The 16301-nt window shown below is 63.3% G+C and carries 15 protein-coding genes; 5 read left to right on the top strand and 10 right to left on the bottom strand.

The features are described 5' to 3' along the window. Positions 1 to 15: 15 nt before the first annotated feature. Together JZZ72_RS07780 and JZZ72_RS07775 are read right to left on the bottom strand one after the other, a co-directional pair. Positions 16 to 1134, bottom strand: coding sequence for an LOG family protein (locus tag JZZ72_RS07780; protein WP_210014257.1), 1119 nt, complete (start codon positions 1132 to 1134; stop codon positions 16 to 18). A 345-nt stretch (positions 1135 to 1479) separates the two neighbouring features. Next, a complete protein-coding gene (locus tag JZZ72_RS07775) occupies positions 1480 to 1899 on the bottom strand; it encodes a quorum-sensing-regulated virulence factor family protein (RefSeq protein WP_043864266.1) in 420 nt (139 codons plus the stop codon). Positions 1900 to 2145: 246 nt separating this feature from the next. Between JZZ72_RS07775 and JZZ72_RS07770 the strand changes: the two genes are divergently transcribed. The 3 genes from JZZ72_RS07770 (at position 2146) to JZZ72_RS07760 (ending at position 4211) form a co-directional block, all read left to right on the top strand. After that, positions 2146 to 2856, top strand: coding sequence for a tRNA-uridine aminocarboxypropyltransferase (locus tag JZZ72_RS07770; RefSeq protein ID WP_210014256.1), 711 nt, complete (start codon positions 2146 to 2148; stop codon positions 2854 to 2856). Positions 2857 to 3120: 264 nt separating this feature from the next. Then, a complete protein-coding gene (erdR, locus tag JZZ72_RS07765) occupies positions 3121 to 3771 on the top strand; it encodes a response regulator transcription factor ErdR (RefSeq protein ID WP_043864264.1) in 651 nt (216 codons plus the stop codon). Positions 3772 to 3848: 77 nt separating this feature from the next. After that, a complete protein-coding gene (locus JZZ72_RS07760) occupies positions 3849 to 4211 on the top strand; it encodes a diacylglycerol kinase (protein ID WP_054914977.1) in 363 nt (120 codons plus the stop codon). On the opposite strand, the gene JZZ72_RS07755 is transcribed toward JZZ72_RS07760, so the two are convergent. Beyond that, positions 4208 to 5134, bottom strand: coding sequence for a LysR family transcriptional regulator (locus tag JZZ72_RS07755; protein WP_043864262.1), 927 nt, complete (start codon positions 5132 to 5134; stop codon positions 4208 to 4210). The two genes, JZZ72_RS07760 and JZZ72_RS07755, sit on opposite strands and share 4 nt — an antisense overlap. A 121-nt stretch (positions 5135 to 5255) precedes the next feature. On the opposite strand from JZZ72_RS07755, the gene fpr reads away from it, so the two are divergent. Further along, positions 5256 to 6035 (top strand): ferredoxin-NADP reductase, encoded by a 780-nt coding sequence (fpr, locus tag JZZ72_RS07750; RefSeq protein WP_043864261.1) that lies wholly within the window; start codon positions 5256 to 5258, stop codon positions 6033 to 6035. A gap of 111 nt (positions 6036 to 6146) precedes the next feature. Here fpr and tsaA read toward each other — a convergent pair whose 3' ends face one another. The 5 genes from tsaA to rimO form a co-directional block, all read right to left on the bottom strand. After that, positions 6147 to 6842: a tRNA (N6-threonylcarbamoyladenosine(37)-N6)-methyltransferase TrmO gene (gene tsaA, locus JZZ72_RS07745; protein ID WP_210014275.1), complete on the bottom strand. Its 696-nt coding sequence runs from the start codon at positions 6840 to 6842 to the stop codon at positions 6147 to 6149. A 7-nt stretch (positions 6843 to 6849) separates the two neighbouring features. Further along, on the bottom strand, positions 6850 to 7311 hold the full coding sequence (locus JZZ72_RS07740) for a YehS family protein (RefSeq protein WP_043864260.1): 462 nt from the start codon (positions 7309 to 7311) through the stop codon (positions 6850 to 6852). Between the two features lie 41 nt (positions 7312 to 7352). After that, positions 7353 to 8063, bottom strand: coding sequence for an rRNA pseudouridine synthase (locus JZZ72_RS07735; protein ID WP_210014255.1), 711 nt, complete (start codon positions 8061 to 8063; stop codon positions 7353 to 7355). Between the two features lie 130 nt (positions 8064 to 8193). Then, the gene (locus JZZ72_RS07730; protein ID WP_043864259.1) at positions 8194 to 8661 is read right to left on the bottom strand and encodes an acetyltransferase; all 468 of its coding nucleotides are present in this window, start codon (positions 8659 to 8661) and stop codon (positions 8194 to 8196) included. Positions 8662 to 8750: 89 nt separating this feature from the next. Then, complete coding sequence (gene rimO / locus JZZ72_RS07725; RefSeq protein ID WP_043864258.1) at positions 8751 to 10088, bottom strand: 30S ribosomal protein S12 methylthiotransferase RimO; 1338 nt, start codon at positions 10086 to 10088, stop codon at positions 8751 to 8753. A gap of 267 nt (positions 10089 to 10355) precedes the next feature. On the opposite strand from rimO, the gene JZZ72_RS07720 reads away from it, so the two are divergent. Continuing rightward, positions 10356 to 12254 (top strand): potassium transporter Kup, encoded by a 1899-nt coding sequence (locus JZZ72_RS07720; RefSeq protein ID WP_054914975.1) that lies wholly within the window; start codon positions 10356 to 10358, stop codon positions 12252 to 12254. Positions 12255 to 12328: 74 nt separating this feature from the next. On the opposite strand, the gene JZZ72_RS07715 is transcribed toward JZZ72_RS07720, so the two are convergent. Both JZZ72_RS07715 and mprF read right to left on the bottom strand, forming a co-directional pair. Beyond that, positions 12329 to 13621 (bottom strand): virulence factor family protein, encoded by a 1293-nt coding sequence (locus JZZ72_RS07715; protein ID WP_210014254.1) that lies wholly within the window; start codon positions 13619 to 13621, stop codon positions 12329 to 12331. Continuing rightward, positions 13621 to 16263, bottom strand: coding sequence for a bifunctional lysylphosphatidylglycerol flippase/synthetase MprF (mprF, locus tag JZZ72_RS07710; RefSeq protein ID WP_210014253.1), 2643 nt, complete (start codon positions 16261 to 16263; stop codon positions 13621 to 13623). The genes JZZ72_RS07715 and mprF overlap by 1 nt, the downstream gene beginning before the upstream one ends. Positions 16264 to 16301: the final 38 nt, after the last annotated feature.

Below are 16301 nucleotides of genomic sequence, written 5' to 3'. Positions count from 1 at the left end.
TCACGGTGTGGCTTTTCAGGTGACCTTGAGGGGTTCACGTGCCCGTTGCTGGGCTTCATTGTGCTGAGGCTTTGCCCAGTTTTCCGACCGGTTGATGAAGTCTACCAGCTCGCGCAGGCGGCCCTGATCGCGTCCATTGAAGGCAAAAGCCAGGCGTGACAAGTGGCTGAACTGTGCCTCGTCATGCTCCTCGCCTGCATAGGCGTGCTGATGGAAGTCGCCACTCAGGCGCAGGTCGGCGAAGGACTGCTGGATGTCGAGCAGGGCCGCTTCGCTGAGCGGGTGGTGTGTGCGAATCACGAACTGGTTCTTCAGCCAGCGGCTGGAGTGGTAGTTGCTGTAGAACTGGTTGATTTCCGCTACCGCATCGTCGGCGTTGTTCACCAGGCGCACCAGCTTCAGATCGTTCGGCAGGATGTAGCGATTGCCTTCGAGCTGGCGGGTAATGAAGTCCAGTGCATCCTGCCAGAAGGTCCCCCCCGGTGAGTCGAGCAGTACCACCGGCACCAGCGGACTCTTGCCGGTCTGGATCAGGGTCAGCACTTCCAGGGCCTCGTCCAGGGTGCCGAAACCGCCCGGGCACAGTACCAGCGCGTCAGCTTCCTTGACGAAGAACAGCTTGCGAATGAAAAAGAAGTGGAACGGCAGCAACTTGTCCGTTCCATCCACCGTGGCATTGGCGTGCTGCTCGAAGGGCAGGGTGATGTTGAAGCCCAGGCAGTTGTCGACGCCTGCGCCTTCGTGAGCCGCAGCCATGATGCCGCCCCCGGCCCCGGTGATCACCATCAGGTCCGAGCGCGCCAGGGTCGCACCCAGCTCGCGGGCCAGGGCATACATGGGGTGTTCGACCGGGGTGCGTGCCGAGCCGAACACGGTGACCTTGCGTCGCCCCTTGTACTGGTGCAGCACACGGAAGGCGTGGTCGAGTTCACGCAGTGCCTGCAGGGTGATCTTGGCGCTCCAGCGGTCGCTGTCATCGTGCGCCATGCGCAACACGGTCAGCATCATGTCCCGGTACAGTGGCAGGTTGGGGCTGTTGGGGGCGACCAGGTTGAGCTGTTGTTCGAGGTGGGTCAGGTCGATTGCATTGTTCTTGAAATGGTTGGCTAGCAATTCGTTGGTCTGGTACGGCATTCAACTTCTCCTTTTGCAGCAAAACCTTCGGCCTGGCCGCACATCGGTCAGGCCCCTCTGCTTGTCCGCAAAGTGAAAGGTCCTGGCTATAAATCTAGACCTTGTCGCAGGGTTATGCCGGTGTCGATCATGGGCTCGCGAGGACGCGGCAGGCAATGGGCTGTACATGATGTTCAGGTGGGAGCCGGGCGGACAAGCCGGGCCCGAACTGCGCAGTACAGGCCAACAACCGGGGCCTGAAGTGACAAGGCCTGTAGTGACCGTGCGTAGAGTACGCGTCACATTCAGGCCTTGATCGCTGAGCTGCGCGCCGATGGCGAGCAGCGGCGCAACAGAGAACGCTGGTTACTTCTTCTTCTGCCCGGAAACGCAACTGGCCTTGTTGAACGACTGGTCGATCACCGGGCGGTTGGTTTTGTACTCGGTGAAACGGTAGGTCAGCACGGCACCGCGGTCCATCAACTGGCGAAAGCCGGTGTTACGGCACACGCTGTCTCCCAGTTGGCCGCGCATGACTTCCGGGTTTTGCTGCATTTTTTGTGCATGGCCGGCGCGAACGCTGAGGTGGTTGATCAACTGGTTGCCTTCGACAGTGTAGCCCTGATCGAGGATGTCTTCGTTGATTGCCCGAGGGGTACCCACGCTGCTTTCCTTGGCGACTTCTTGAAGCTTCTGGTTCAGGGCGTACTCTTGCTTGGAGACGGCATGCGCGCCCAACGGCAGGGCAAGCAACAGGCTCAAGGATGGGGCAATGAAACGCAGCATGAATCTCTCCTGGTTCGATAACTGGCGATTTGACCGGTCATTGCGCGCAGTGTTCCGTCACAGGCGCGATGGCAGTACTGGCAGGTCTGTACAGGCTGGAGATTATAAGGGAGTAGCGCGCAACGCTGCACGGCAAATACGGCCAGTGGAGGCGGGCTCTGGTAAACTGCCGGGGTTTTAGTCTCGCTGAGCCTGCGTCGTGCCCTGCCTTTATTGCCATCCCCATTGCCACCGTTGCGCCCTGTCATGAGCCATGCCGTCTCGCGCCTGCGCGCCGAGCGCCTGGCGCGCAGTGTCAAACCCTTCGTCGCGCGCGGCTCGCGTGCGCCACGCTGTCCCGGCTGCCGGGTAATCCCCGAGTACTGTCTGTGTGCCTGGCGCCCGCGGGTGCAGGCGCACTCGGGCATTTGCCTGCTCATGCATGACACCGAACCACTCAAGCCTACGAATACGGGCTGGCTGATTGCCGACGTGATCGGTGACACCACGGCGTTTGCCTGGGAGCGCAAGGCGATGGATGCACAGTTGCAGGCGCTGCTCGATGATCCACAGTGGCAGCCCTACATCGTTTTCCCGGGTGAGTTCGTGGCGCCGGAGCGAGTGGTCAGCAGCGTCGCCCCAGCGTCGGGCAAGCGCCCGCTGTTCATTCTGCTGGATGCCACGTGGCCCGAAGCCCGCAAGATGTTTCGCAAAAGCCCGTACTTGGAACGGTTCCCGGTGCTCAATCTGCAGCCTGAACAGATCTCGCGCTACACATTGCGCCGCTCGCGGCGCGACGACCATTTCTGTACCGCTGAAGTGGCAGCCATGTGTCTGGAACTGGCCGATGACCAGCAGGCCTCGCAGGCACTGGATGCCTATCTGGACGTATTCAGCACCCATTATCTGGGTGCCAAAAACAGGCTTGTGCTGGATGAAGACGATGCCGTGCACCAAAAACTGCGGCCCTTCCTATAGTTCAAGGGGCAAGTACGTCACTTTGCTTCATAATGTGTGCACTGGCGCCATGGGCTACGAGACAACCACCGGGCTTTGAACTTGACCACCCGGTCCGGGCTCGGCATCCTTGGCGCCGATTCGGGCACGACGAAGGCTTGAATGCTGTTTTCCTGGCCCCGACGTGCCTTTTTGGCTTCCGGCACTGCCGCCCGATGCCCTTGAGCTGCCCCGCCAGGCGCCCGCACGCTGGCTGCGCCTGCACAGAACAGGATCATTAGATCGATGGCCACATACGAAATCCTGATTGCCGATGACCACCCGCTGTTTCGCAGTGCGCTGCGCCAGGCCGTTACCCTGGGCCTTGGTCCGGACGTTCGACTGGTTGAGGTGGCAAGCATCGCCGAACTGGAAACCCGCCTGGCCGAGAAAAACGACTGGGACCTGGTGCTGCTGGACCTGAACATGCCCGGTGCCTATGGTTTCTCGGGTCTGGTGCTGCTGCGCGGTCAGTATCCGCAAATCCCGGTGGTGATGGTCTCGGCCCAGGAAGAGGCGGCCGTGGTGGTAAAGTCCCGAGAATTCGGTGCCAGCGGCTTTATCCCAAAATCCAGCCCGCTGGAGCAGATTCAGGACGCGGTCAAGAAAGTGCTCGATGGCGATGTCTGGTGGCCGCCGCAAGCCTTCGAGAAGATCGATGTGTCCGCTGAAGCCAAGGCCGCCAGCGAGGGCCTGGCCAGCCTTACCCCACAGCAATTCCGCGTGTTGACCATGGTGTGCGAAGGCCTGCTGAACAAGCAGATTGCCTATGAGCTGAGCGTGTCGGAGGCCACCATCAAGGCCCACGTCACCGCGATCTTCCGCAAGCTGGGCGTGCGTACGCGCACCCAGGCCGCGTTGTTGCTGCAACAATTGGAATCGGTTTCAACGAGTTAAGGCCACTGGCCTTCACGCTTTTTTGACTCGGCGTGCACTAGCCTGCATCGCTCCTCATTGGGTTCAAGTGGCTTTCTATGTCGCCTTTCAAGGGCCAGACCGGCCTTAAACGAGTGTTCAACGCCGCCGGCTATTCGTTCGACGGCCTGCGCGCCGCCTTTACCGGCGAAGCGGCGTTTCGTCAGTTGGTGCTGCTCAACGTGGTGCTGATCCCGGTCGCCTTCTGGCTGGATGTAAGCCGTGCCGAACGCGCGATCCTGATCGCGGTGTGCCTGCTGGGGCTGATCGTCGAGCTGCTCAACTCTGCCGTGGAAGCCGCGATCGATCGTATTTCCCTGGACCGCCACCCGTTGTCCAAGAACGCCAAGGACATGGGCAGTGCTGCCCAGTTCGTGGCGTTGAGCATCGTGGCGGTGGTGTGGGCGGTGATTCTGCTCTAGGCAATGTGCGGCAGCACGATTTCGTCGCTGCGTCGTACCCCGGCGGTAAAGTTGCGGCACAACTCCAGAAACTCGCGCATCGCCGAGGTCTGGTACTTCTGCTTGTGCCAGATGAAGTAGAACTGCCGCGCCAGGTCCAGGTCGGGGGTTTCCACCGCCACCAGGCTACCGCGACGAAACGCATCGCGCAGCGCCAGACGTGAAATGCAGCCGATCCCGAGCCCTGATTCCACCGCGCGCTTGATCGCTTCGGTATGTTCCAGCTCCAGGCGGATGTTGAGTGTCGAGCGATGGTGGCGCATCGCCTGGTCAAAGGTCAGGCGCGTGCCTGAACCCTGCTCGCGCAGAATCCAGGCTTCATGGGTCAGTTCCTCAAGGCTGGCGCGACCCTTGAGCGCCAAGGGGTGCTGCGGCGCGCAGAACACCACCAGTTCGTCCTCGACCCAGGGCTGAACCTCCAGGTCGGGGTGGTTGCAATCGCCTTCTATAAGACCCAGATCAATTTCATAGTGCGCGACCTGATGCACGATATGGGCGGTGTTCTGTACATGCAGTTTGACCTGGCTCTCCGGGTGAACCTGCATGAAGCTGCCGATCAGCAAGGTGGCCAGGTAGTTGCCGATGGTCAGTGTGGCGCCCACTGCCAGAGAGCCGAAGCCGGACTTGCCGTTGAGCAGGTCCTCGATTTCCTTGGCCTGGTCGAGCAGGGCCACGGCCTGGGGCAGTAACTGGTGCCCCAGTGCATTGAGGCTCAGGCGCTTGCCGGCACGATCGAACAGCTGACAGCTGGATTGCCGTTCAAGCTCGGTGATGGAGGTGCTCGCAGCCGACTGCGACAGCGCCAGTATCCCGGCCGCACGGGAGACGCTCTGGTGTTGCGCGACGGCCACGAAGACCTGAAGTTGACGCAGTGTAAATCGCATATCTATATAACCGATAAGACATATCTTGATAATTCATTTAACAGATATTGTCGCTCGCACTAAACTATCGCGCAATCGCGCTCACGGTCAGCGCTGCGTTATTTTTCAGGAGCCCCCGTACATGAGCAACATGAACCACGAACGTGTCCTCAGTGTTCATCACTGGAACGACACCCTGTTCAGCTTCAAGTGCACCCGCGACCCGGGCCTGCGCTTCGAGAACGGTCAGTTCGTGATGATCGGCCTGCAACAGCCTAACGGCCGCCCGCTCATGCGCGCCTATTCGATCGCCAGCCCTAACTGGGAAGAGCATCTGGAGTTCTTCAGCATCAAGGTGCCGGACGGCCCGCTGACCTCGCAGTTGCAGCACCTGAAGGAAGGCGACGAGATCATCATCAGCAAGAAGCCTACCGGCACCCTGGTGCTGGATGACCTGAACCCGGGCAAGCACCTGTACCTGCTGAGCACCGGCACTGGCCTGGCACCGTTCATGAGCGTCATCCAGGACCCGGAAACCTACGAGCGCTTCGAGAAAGTGATCCTGGTCCACGGTGTGCGCTACGTCAACGAAGTGGCCTATCGCGAGTTCATCACCGAGCACCTGCCGCAGAACGAGTTCTTCGGTGAGGCGCTGCGTGAAAAACTGATCTACTACCCCACCGTCACCCGCGAGCCGTTCGAGAATCAGGGTCGCCTGACTGACCTGATGCGCAGCGGCAAACTGTTCAGCGACATCGGCCTGCCGCCGATCAACCCGCAGGACGATCGTGCGATGATCTGCGGTAGCCCGAGCATGCTGGATGAAACCAGCGAAGTCCTGAACAGCTTCGGCCTGAAAGTCTCCGCGCGCATGCGCGAGCCAGGTGACTATCTGATCGAGCGTGCGTTCGTCGAGAAGTAAGCAGGCAGTACCAATAAAAAACGCAGACCGTGGTCTGCGTTTTTTTTTGCCCTGGATTTGTGGTGCGGCATTCGCCGGCGCGGCGTTCCTGCGACCTTGCGGGCGCCGGCCCTACGCCTCGCGCACCACCTCCAGCACCCGGATCGTATCCAGCTGAGGGTAGTGCCAGCGTACCTGCACATCCCAGAACCCGACCCCGTACACGCGCTCGACCGGGGGCACCTGATAAGCCGGGCGTGGATCCTGTGCCAGGCATTGTTCTATCAGCTCCACCAACGGCTCTGCGAGACGCAGCGCATGCGCATGGGCCTGCTGCAGTGCCGAGTCGCTCCATTGCACCGTGATCGGCGCAGGCGGGGCGCTGGCCATGTGATTGACCGCCCCGGCTACGCTGTCGGCATAGGGTACATAGGGCTTGATATCGATGACCGGCGTGCCGTCCAGCAGGTCGATGCCCGACAGCAGCAGTCGCCCGGCCTCGACGCCCTCCAGCTTCACCACCGACTGCCCGATGCCGTTTGGCCGGTGGGTGGCGCGGGTGGCGAACACGCCCATCGACGTGTTGCCGCCCAGGCGCGGCGGGCGCACCTTCAGGCGCGGCTTCTCTTCCAGGGCCTGATGAAACAGGAACAGCAGCCACACGTGGCTGACCTGCTCTAGCCCGGCAACCGCTTCCCCCTGATCGAAAGGCGATACCAGCTCCAGCGCCCCGCGCGCAGCCGGAGCCAGCTGCGGTTGGCGCGGGATGGCGAACTTCTCCTTGAAGCAGGAGCGCACGTAGCCGACCGGCTCGACACTGTAGGCCATGATCGAATCAGCCACGCACTCGCAGGGTCAGGCCCTTGAGGAAGTTGCGCAGCAACTGGTCGCCACAGGGGCGGTAGTTGCTGTTGCCGACCTTGCGGAACAGTGCGCTGAGTTCAGGCTTGGATACCGAAAAATCCGCCGCCTTGAGAATGGCATGCAGGTCGTCTTCCTTGAGCTCGAAGGCCACCCGCAGTTTTTTCAGGATGATGTTGTTGGTGACCGGCAGTTCGACCGGCAGAGGCGGGCGGCTCTCGTCGCGACCACGCTTGAACACCACCAGGCCATCGAGAAAATGCGCGATGACTTCGTCCGGGCAGCGCACGAAGCCTTCTTCCTCGTCTTTTTTCAGGTAGCTGGCAATGTCGGCATCGCTGACGTCAAAACCGTTGATGCGGGTGATCTCTGCCAGTTTGGCATCGCTGATATCCAGCATGTAGCGCAGGCTGCGCAGCACATCGTTGTGAATCATTGGACAATCCTGATCAAGTGGCAACGCCCGAGTGGCGAGGCCTAGAATTTTTCTTTGCTGGACAGGTAGCGCCACTGGCCCAGCGGCAGCTTGCTCATGGCCACGCCGCCCAGGCGAATACGGCGCATGCTGACCACGCTGACACCGACACTGCGGCACAGCAGTTCGATCAGCCCCGGCGTCGGGTTTTTCAGCACCATGCGCAGGCGCGTCTCGTTCTGCCAGCTGGCCTTGATGCGGGGCAATTCCTGGCCCTTCCAGGTGAAACCGCGGTTAAGGCGTTCGAGGCCATGGGCAACCATCTCGCCGCTGACCTCGACCACATACTCCTGCTCCAGCTTGGCCAGGTCCGAGGTGACCTTGCGCACGGCACGCCAGTCCTGGCTGTACACCTGCAGGCCGCTGGCGCCCTGTTGCAGCTCGGCGACGCAGGTCAGCCGGGCAAAGTGGCCCTTGAGCGGGCGATGCCCTTCGGCGTGGGCCTCGGACAAGGTGGCCGGGGTCATGCTCAGGCGAGCGCTTTCGCTGTCCTGGTCGGCGGCCTGGTGCAGCAGCAGGGTTACCGGTTCCAGGGCTTCGGCCTTGGCGCCCGGCAGCAGGGCGACGACCTGGCCGTCGACCTTGAGCTGTGGCTCGTCGACGACGTCGCCGTCAACGGTCACCCAACCGCCTTCGATATAGAGTTCGGCCTCCCGTCGGGAGCAGCCGACCAGTTCGATAAGGCGTTTGGAAAGACGAATGGGTTCAGACATGACGGCGGCCGTGGCACAGGGAAAGGCGCCCATTGTAACCGCCCGGGCGGGCGAAGGCCCGGCTACATTCGTGCCGGGCGGCTATTAATGCCGTGAGGGGATGATTTTCGGATCGGCCTTACAGCGTCCTTCAGCCCGTGCTCGCAGACTGTGTACGACCTAGCCTGAGGTGAAGCAGGGGGTAGGGTTTGCCCATGCCGTCCTTTTCCGAGCGCCCGATGACTTCGAAGCCTTGGCTGGCATAGAAGCCGATGGCCTGGGGATTCTGCTCGTTGACGTCGAGCTCATCGGCGTTCAGCTCATTGATGGCATGCCGCAGCAACTGCTTGCCGATGCCCTGACCGCGATACTGCGGGTCGACGAACAGCATTTCGACACGCCCGGCCGCTACACCGGCAAAGCCGGTGATGCGTTGCTGGCTGTCCTTGCAGCAGATCAGCATCACTGCATCCAGGTACTTGGGCACCAGTTCACGCAGCAGCACGATGTAGCTGTCGGGGAGAAAATCGTGGGTGGCACGTACCGAGGCTTCCCATACCTGCAGCAGGCGAGGGTAGTCGTGGGGGCTAGGGGTTTGCACGGTGGAATGCGCGCGCATCGCAGGGTCTCCTGGGGTGTCCGTACTGGACACGATAGTCCAATAAAAAGCCCCGCCATGATGGCAGGGCTTTTCCAGGCCGCAAAGCGTCAGACAGGCTCGGCCCACAGGTCGTATTCGTCGGCATCGGTGACGACGCACCAGACCTTGTCCCCCGGCTTGAAGCCGTGGTCGCCGTCGATGAACACATTGCCGTCGATCTCCGGGGCGTCGAAGAAGCTGCGGCCCACCGAGCCCTGCTCCTCCACTTCGTCGATCAGCACTTCGATGCGCTTGCCGATGCGCAGTTGCAGGCGTGCGCTGCTGATGGCCTGCTGGTGGGCCATGAAGCGATCCCAGCGGTCCTGCTTGACGTCATCAGGAACCACGGGCAGGTCCAGGTCGTTGGCCGGTGCGCCTTCGACGGGCGAGTACTGGAAGCAGCCGACGCGGTCGAGCTGAGCTTCGGTGAGCCAGTCGAGCAGGTACTGGAAGTCTTCCTCGGTCTCGCCGGGGAAGCCGACGATGAAGGTGGAGCGGATGATCAGCTCCGGGCATTGTTCGCGCCATTTCTTGATGCGTGCCAGGGTCTTGTCTTCGAAGGCAGGGCGCTTCATCGACTTGAGCACCTTGGGGCTGGCGTGCTGGAACGGGATGTCCAGGTACGGCAGCAGCTTGCCGGCGGCCATCAGCGGGATCACGTCATCGACGTTCGGGTACGGGTACACATAGTGCAGGCGCACCCACACGCCCAGGCTGCCGAGCGCTTCGCACAGCTCGAGCATGCGCGTCTTGACCGGCCGGCCGTTCCAGAAGTCGGTCTTGTACTTGACGTCGACGCCGTAGGCGCTGGTGTCCTGGGAGATCACCAGCAGCTCCTTGACGCCGGCCTTGACCAGGCGCTCGGCCTCGCTCAGCACCTCGCCCACCGGGCGGCTGACCAGCTTGCCACGCATCGACGGAATGATGCAGAAGCTGCAGGTGTGGTTGCAGCCTTCGGAAATCTTCAGGTAGGCGTAGTGACGCGGGGTCAGCTTGACACCCTGGGGCGGCACCAGATCGATCAGCGGATTGTGGTCCTGACGTGGTGGCACCACTTCGTGCACGGCGTTGACTACCTGCTCGTACTGCTGCGGCCCGGACACCGACAACACGCTGGGGTGCACGTCGCGAATGTTGTTGGCGTCGACACCCATGCAGCCGGTAACGATGACCTTGCCGTTTTCCTTGATGGCCTCGCCGATCACTTCCAGCGATTCGGCCTTGGCCGAGTCGATGAAGCCACAGGTGTTGACCACCACCACGTCGGCATCCTCGTAGGTGGGCACGACTTCATAGCCTTCCATGCGCAGCTGGGTCAGGATGCGCTCGGAATCGACCAGGGCTTTGGGGCAACCCAGGGAAACGAAGCCGACCTTTGGCGTGGTGGGCGTGGCGGTGGTGGACATGGTTAACCTCGGTGTAGAGGGGCTGCTTGGCACGCGAAGGTGGCAGCCCTGACGGGCGCTTTGGGGCGCCTCTGATCAAAAAGTGCGCAATTCTAGCGAGGCACAACGCGCTTGACTAGCAGAAATGCGACGAACGCTGCGCTATGCTTCGCGCCATCGCTCCCGCGTCGTTCAGCGCTGCGTTCGGCACGCTGCGGCGGGTTGCAAAAATGATAGCGCCTGGCGCGAATTTCGCCGGCCTCTGGGTCTTGGTTGCGGGAGTGGTTGATGGTTCAGGCAAGCAGTCAGGCCAATGCCGGGCAGACGGCGGCAAAGCCGCTGAGCCTGCTGGTGGCGGCAGTCGGGGTGGTATACGGCGATATCGGTACCAGCCCCTTGTATACCCTCAAGGAAGTCTTCTCCGGCGGCTATGGGGTGCCGGTCAACCATGATGGTGTGCTGGGCATCCTGGCGTTGATCCTGTGGTCGCTGATCTGGGTGGTGTCGATCAAGTACGTGCTGTTCATCCTGCGCGCGGACAACCAGGGGGAGGGTGGCATCATGGCCCTGACCGCGCTAGCCCGACGAGCGGCTGCGCCTTATCCCAGATTGCGTGCGCTGCTGGTGGTGTTCGGCTTGTTCGGTGCGGCGCTGTTCTATGGCGACAGCATGATCACCCCGGCGATTTCGGTGCTGTCGGCGGTCGAAGGCATGCAACTGGCGTTCGATGGCATCGATCACTGGGTGATACCGGTGGCGCTGGTCGTGCTGGTGGCGCTGTTCCTGATCCAGAAGCACGGTACCGCGCGCATCGGCATTCTGTTCGGGCCGGTGATGGTGGCCTGGTTCGTGGTGCTGGCGGCCCTGGGCGTGCACGGCATCGTCCAGCGCCCCGAAGTGCTGCAGGCGCTCAACCCGATCTGGGCTGTGCGCTTCTTCATCGTCCACCCCGGCATGGGCGTGGCGATTCTGGGCGCCGTGGTGCTGGCGCTGACCGGGGCCGAGGCCTTGTACGCCGACATGGGGCATTTTGGCCGCAAACCGATCGCGCGGGCGTGGTTCGCGCTGGTGCTGCCGGCGCTGGTGCTCAACTATTTCGGTCAGGGCGCATTGCTGCTGGAGAACCCCGAAGCGGCACGCAACCCGTTCTACCTGCTGGCCCCCGGCTGGGCGCTGGTGCCGCTGGTCGGGCTGGCCACCCTGGCCACCGTGATCGCTTCCCAGGCGGTGATTTCCGGGGCCTTCTCCCTCACCCGCCAGGCCATCCAGCTTGGTTATGTGCCGCGCATGCAGATCCAGCACACCTCCAGCGACGAGCAGGGGCAGATCTACATCGGGGCGGTCAACTGGTCGCTGATGGTCGGGGTGATCCTGCTGGTGCTGGGCTTCGAGTCCTCCGGCGCGCTGGCGTCGGCCTATGGCGTTGCGGTAACCGGGACCATGCTGATCACCACCATCCTGGTGTCGGCGGTGATGTTGCTGCTGTGGAAGTGGCCACCGCTGCTGGCGGTACCGGTACTGCTGGGCTTTCTGTTCGTCGACGGGCTGTTCTTTGCCGCCAACGTGCCCAAGGTGCTGCAGGGTGGGGCATTCCCGGTGCTGGCAGGGATTGCGCTGTTCATCCTGATGACCACCTGGAAGCGCGGCAAGCAGATCCTGGTGGAGCGCCTGGATGAAGGCGCGTTGCCATTGCCGGTGTTCATCGCCAGCATCCGCGTGCAGCCGCCGCACCGTGTGGAAGGTACGGCGGTGTTCCTGACCGCGCGTTCGGACGCGGTGCCCCATGCGCTGCTGCACAACATGCTGCACAACCAGGTGCTGCACCGCCAGGTGGTGTTGCTCACCGTGGTCAACGAGGATTCACCGCGGGTACCGCCACAGCGGCGTTTCGAGGTGGAGGGGTATGGCGAGGGGTTCTACCGGGTGATCCTGCATTTCGGCTTCATGGACGAGCCGGACGTGCCGGCGGCGTTGAAGCTGTGTCACCTGGACGAGCTGGATTTTAGCCCCATGCGCACCACCTACTTCCTCAGCCGCGAGACGGTGATCGCATCCAAGCTGGTGGGCATGTCGCGCTGGCGCGGGGTGCTGTTTGCCTTCCTGCTGAAGAATGCCAACGGCAACCTGAGGTTCTTCAACCTGCCATTGAACCGGGTGATCGAGCTGGGTACGCAGGTGGAGATCTAGCGGGGGCTTTCGCCGCTAAGGCGGCTCCTGCAGGATGCGATCCGTTGCAGGAGCCGGCCTTGCCGGCGAGGCTTCTACTGTTCAGCGACGCTGGACTTCCCCTGGCGCGTTTCGATCTCGCTGATCAGGCGCTTGGCCAGGGCCGGGTAGTTTTCGTCGAAGTGGTGCCCGCCGGGCAGCTTCACGCGCTCACCCACGGCGGTATGGTCGGTGCAGCCGCTTTCATCGGCCTCTTCTTCACCATAGATGCACAGCACCTTGCTCGGCGGCATCCTGGCCATCTCAGGCCCGGTTGGCGCTTCCTTGCCGGCATTGCCCAGCCAGCCCTCGACCTCGATCTCGAAACTGCCACTGCGCGCGAACGCCAGCAGAATCACCGCATCGATGCGCTTCTGGTCTTCGGGTGGCAAGCGGTTGTAGATCGCCGGCAGCACGTCGGCACCGAATGAATAGCCGGTCAGTACGAAGCGTTTGGTGCCCCACTTCTGGCGGTAGTGCTGCATCAGCTCGGACAGGTCGACTGCGCTCTGCTCCGGTGTCTTGTGCTGCCAGTAGTAGCGCAGGGTATCGATGCCCACCACCGGGTAGCCCAGCTTGGCCATCTCGCCCGCCACGTCGCGGTCAAGGTCGCGCCAGCCGCCATCGCCGGACAGGAACAGCGTCACGGTGTCGGTGGTCTGGCCGGCCGGTACCTCCACCACCGGAATGCTCAATGCATTGCCATCCACGCCCAGCAGGGCCTGGGTCAGCTGGGCCTTGAGCACCTGGGGCAGGTGGATGTCGTAATCGCTGATGCTGGTCTGTGCATTGGCCTGGTCGCGCACGAAGGCGGCGCTGGCGTCATCCGGGTTGTCGTTCCAGGCCACGTTCCAGTGACCATGGGCGGCCGACTTGGGCAGCGCGGCGCTGCAGCCGGGCTGCTCGATGCTGAACCCCACGGAGATGGCCTGGGCCTTGTCGTTGGTCTGCCCGGCCAGCCAGCTCCAGGCCAGCCCGGCTCCCGGGCCGATGCCGGCAACCAGCGTCGGCGTGCCCTGCAACTGTTGCAAGGCCTGCTGCAGCGCCTGCTGCTGCAGGTTGCAGTCGCTCGGCGGCAGGATCACCTGTACCAGCTGGGCGCGGGCACTCTGGCTCAGGTCGATCAGTTGCTTGTCGCTCAGGGCCTGGTCCTGCGGCACGGCCACGGCCACCAGGTCCTTGCCTCGCGTGCTTGGGGTAACCCGCACCAGGCTGTTGCCATCGGCCAGGGTCAAATGTTCAAGGTGCGGTTGCGGGGCAGGGCGGGCCCACAGCCAGAAGCCCAGGGCCGCCGCGAGCAGGGCCAGCACCAGGGCGGCCAGTACATGAAGCCAGTAGCGTCGAATCATCAGCGTTTCACCAATCCGGTCAGGCCGCCTGCAATCAGGGCGGCGGTATCGGCCAGGGCCACCAGGGGATCGAGCCCGGCGGGTACGGCCATGTAACGGGGTTCCCAGTCAGGCTGGAACTTGTCTTTGAAGCGGCGCAGGCCCTGGAAGTTGTACAGTTGCTCGCCGCGCTGGAACACCATCGAGCCCAGGCGCTGGGTCAGAGGTGCGCCGCGACGCGGCTGCAGCCCGGACAACGGCACCATGCCGAGGCTGAAGCGCGCATATCCATGCGTCTTGTAGTGTTGGATCAGGCCGATCATCAGAAACTCCATGGTCAGCTTTGGTGCTTGCGGGTGCGCGCGCATCAGGTCCAGGCTGGCCAGCTCGCGGCTGTGGGTTTCGAGCAGGTTGGCAAAGGCCACCGGCTGGCCCTGGAAGCGAATCAGCGCGATGCGGAAGTGCTGCAGGTACTCTGCGCTGAAGCGGCCCAGCGAAAAGCCTTTTTCGCGCACGTTCTTGCCTTCGAGCCAGGCATCGGAAATCACCTTCAGTTCCTCGAGCGGGGCTTGCCCGGGCTCATGGATCTCCAGGCTCAGGCCGTCGCGCCCGCCGCGGTTCCAGGTATAGCGCAGGTCTTTCATCTCCTTGCCCTTGGCGTCGAGGTCGAAGCGCAGCAGGTCCACGCGGGCCTCTTCGCCCAGCTTGATCGCGGTCAGGCCGATGTCCATGTAGAAGGGCAGGTTCTCGGCACGCACCTGGTAGAACACCGGTCGAGCGTGGTGGATATCGCACAGGTCGCGAAACTGCCAGATCATCTCGGCGCGGCGCTGGGCCGGGCCGATCGGGTCGTACAGCGCCACCAGGCTGCGCCCGCGGCGGGCGTACATCAGGAAGGCGTCATCCTGAGGGTGGAACAGCAACGCCTTGTCGCCGGTCAGCGCCAGGCCGCCATCGGGCTGGTCGGAGCTCTGCAGGATGCGGTTGGCCCGTTGCAGCTCGTCACCTGTGGGCAGGTGTATGGTCGGGCGTGCGGTACGCAGCAGCCAGGTCAGTGCAACGATCACCAGCAGTACCGCGCTACCGAGCAATGAGCGCAGCCCGCGCGGGGCATCGGCGTCCAGGGTGAACTGCCACCACAGCTGGTGGCTGTAGGGCACGTCCTGGTAGGCGAACAGCAGCAGCCACACCGACGCGCCGATCACACAGGCACTGGCCACCACGTAGACGGGCGAGAAGGGCAGCTCGAGCAGTCGGCTGGGCCGGTAGAACGAACCGCGGAACACTGCCAGCAGGCAGGCGGTAAGCGTCAGCAGGCTGGCCTCTTCCCAGTCGAAGCCCTTGAGCAGCGACAGCAGGGCGCCGACCAGCAGCAGCACGGTGGTGAGTATCCAGGCTGCCGACAGGCGCCGCCGCAGGCCCTGGGCCAGCAGCAGGCACAGCACGCCGATCAGGCTGGCGCCGAAGTGCGAGGCATCGATCAAGCGGTGCGGAACCAGGAAACCCAGGTGCTCCAGGCGCGTGTCGATTTCGGGCGTGGCCCCGGAGAACAACAGCACCACGCCCGACAGGAACACCAGAATCGCCAGTACCGGTGCGGCAAGCCCGGAGGCCACCTTCATGGCCTGGCGCGCGAACAGAAAGCGCTTGGCTTCACTGGCCAGCAGGACCACGCAGGCCACCAGCAGCGGCAGCACGACATAGATCAGGCGGTACAGCAGCAGCGCAGCGGCAAGTGGCGCAGCCCCCAGCTGGTCGGCGAAGGCGGCCAGCAGGATGGCCTCAAAGACCCCGACCCCGCCGGGCACGTGGCTGAGCACACCGGCAGCCAGGGCCAGCAGGTACACCAGCAGGAACGCGCCGAAGGGTGGAGCCTCGGGCAGCAGCAGGTACAGCACCGTGGCGGCGGCGGCCACGTCCAGTGCGGTGATCAGCAGCTGCAGCAAGGTCAGGCGCGCGCCCGGCAGGCGCAGCGTGCGTCGGCGTATGCGTACCAGCAGGTTGTCGGCCAGCGGCTGTTCCGGCAGTCGACGCCGGTACAGCCCGTAGGTCAGGGCCATGCTCAGGCCCAGTACCGCGACGGCGATGGCGGCCAGTACCGGGGCCGGCGTGCGCAGCGCCATGGCCGCGGCGGGCAGGTTGCTCAGGGTGGCCAGCGCTGCCAGCGGCGGCAGCGCGCAGCCCAGCGACAGGCTGGCAAACAGCGTCATGCGGGCCACTTCGGCACCGCCTATGCCGTGGCGGGCGTACAACCGGTAACGCACCGAGCCGCCGGACAGCAGCGACAACCCGATCGCGTTGCCGATGGCGAATGCACAGAAGCCGCCCATGGCCAGGGTGGCTGAAGGCAGCCGGACCCCGGCATAACGGCTGGCTGACCATTCATAGCCCAGCAGGATGACAAAGCCTGCGACCGTGGCCAGCAGTGCACCGGCCAGGGCGGGCTTGGGCACACTCAGCAGCGAGTCGTGCAGGGCATAGATATCCAGCTCGCTGAGCAGATGGCGACAGGCAATCAGGGCGATGCCGAACAGTAGCAGGGTGACCGCCAGGCCGATCGGCTGACGATACCGGCTGAGCAGTTCCAGCCAGCGCAGGCGATGCGGGGCGATGGGCTGGGCGGCGCTAACGGGGGTTTCTGCTTCGGGCGTTTGTGGGCGCATCAATCACCTTTTTGGATTGCGCGCGACTGGACGATGTA

This window comes from Pseudomonas palmensis (genome assembly GCF_017848315.1).
In the GTDB taxonomy this organism is placed as follows: Bacteria; Pseudomonadota; Gammaproteobacteria; order Pseudomonadales; family Pseudomonadaceae; genus Aquipseudomonas; species Aquipseudomonas palmensis.
This window is presented reverse-complemented; position numbering and strand designations above follow the sequence as displayed.

Bases quoted from the DNA above. Each gene is read 5' to 3' on its own strand.
- JZZ72_RS07780 (WP_210014257.1), bottom strand. From the start codon at position 1,134: ATGCCGTACCAGACCAACGAATTGCTAGCCAACCATTTCAAGAACAAT.
- JZZ72_RS07775 (WP_043864266.1), bottom strand. From the start codon at position 1,899: ATGCTGCGTTTCATTGCCCCATCCTTGAGCCTGTTGCTTGCCCTGCCG.
- JZZ72_RS07770 (WP_210014256.1), top strand. From the start codon at position 2,146: ATGAGCCATGCCGTCTCGCGCCTGCGCGCCGAGCGCCTGGCGCGCAGT.
- erdR (WP_043864264.1), top strand. From the start codon at position 3,121: ATGGCCACATACGAAATCCTGATTGCCGATGACCACCCGCTGTTTCGC.
- JZZ72_RS07760 (WP_054914977.1), top strand. From the start codon at position 3,849: ATGTCGCCTTTCAAGGGCCAGACCGGCCTTAAACGAGTGTTCAACGCC.
- JZZ72_RS07755 (WP_043864262.1), bottom strand. From the start codon at position 5,134: ATGCGATTTACACTGCGTCAACTTCAGGTCTTCGTGGCCGTCGCGCAA.
- fpr (WP_043864261.1), top strand. From the start codon at position 5,256: ATGAGCAACATGAACCACGAACGTGTCCTCAGTGTTCATCACTGGAAC.
- tsaA (WP_210014275.1), bottom strand. From the start codon at position 6,842: ATGGCCTACAGTGTCGAGCCGGTCGGCTACGTGCGCTCCTGCTTCAAG.
- JZZ72_RS07740 (WP_043864260.1), bottom strand. From the start codon at position 7,311: ATGATTCACAACGATGTGCTGCGCAGCCTGCGCTACATGCTGGATATC.
- JZZ72_RS07735 (WP_210014255.1), bottom strand. From the start codon at position 8,063: ATGTCTGAACCCATTCGTCTTTCCAAACGCCTTATCGAACTGGTCGGC.
- JZZ72_RS07730 (WP_043864259.1), bottom strand. From the start codon at position 8,661: ATGCGCGCGCATTCCACCGTGCAAACCCCTAGCCCCCACGACTACCCT.
- rimO (WP_043864258.1), bottom strand. From the start codon at position 10,088: ATGTCCACCACCGCCACGCCCACCACGCCAAAGGTCGGCTTCGTTTCC.
- JZZ72_RS07720 (WP_054914975.1), top strand. From the start codon at position 10,356: ATGGTTCAGGCAAGCAGTCAGGCCAATGCCGGGCAGACGGCGGCAAAG.
- JZZ72_RS07715 (WP_210014254.1), bottom strand. From the start codon at position 13,621: ATGATTCGACGCTACTGGCTTCATGTACTGGCCGCCCTGGTGCTGGCC.
- mprF (WP_210014253.1), bottom strand. From the start codon at position 16,263: ATGCGCCCACAAACGCCCGAAGCAGAAACCCCCGTTAGCGCCGCCCAG.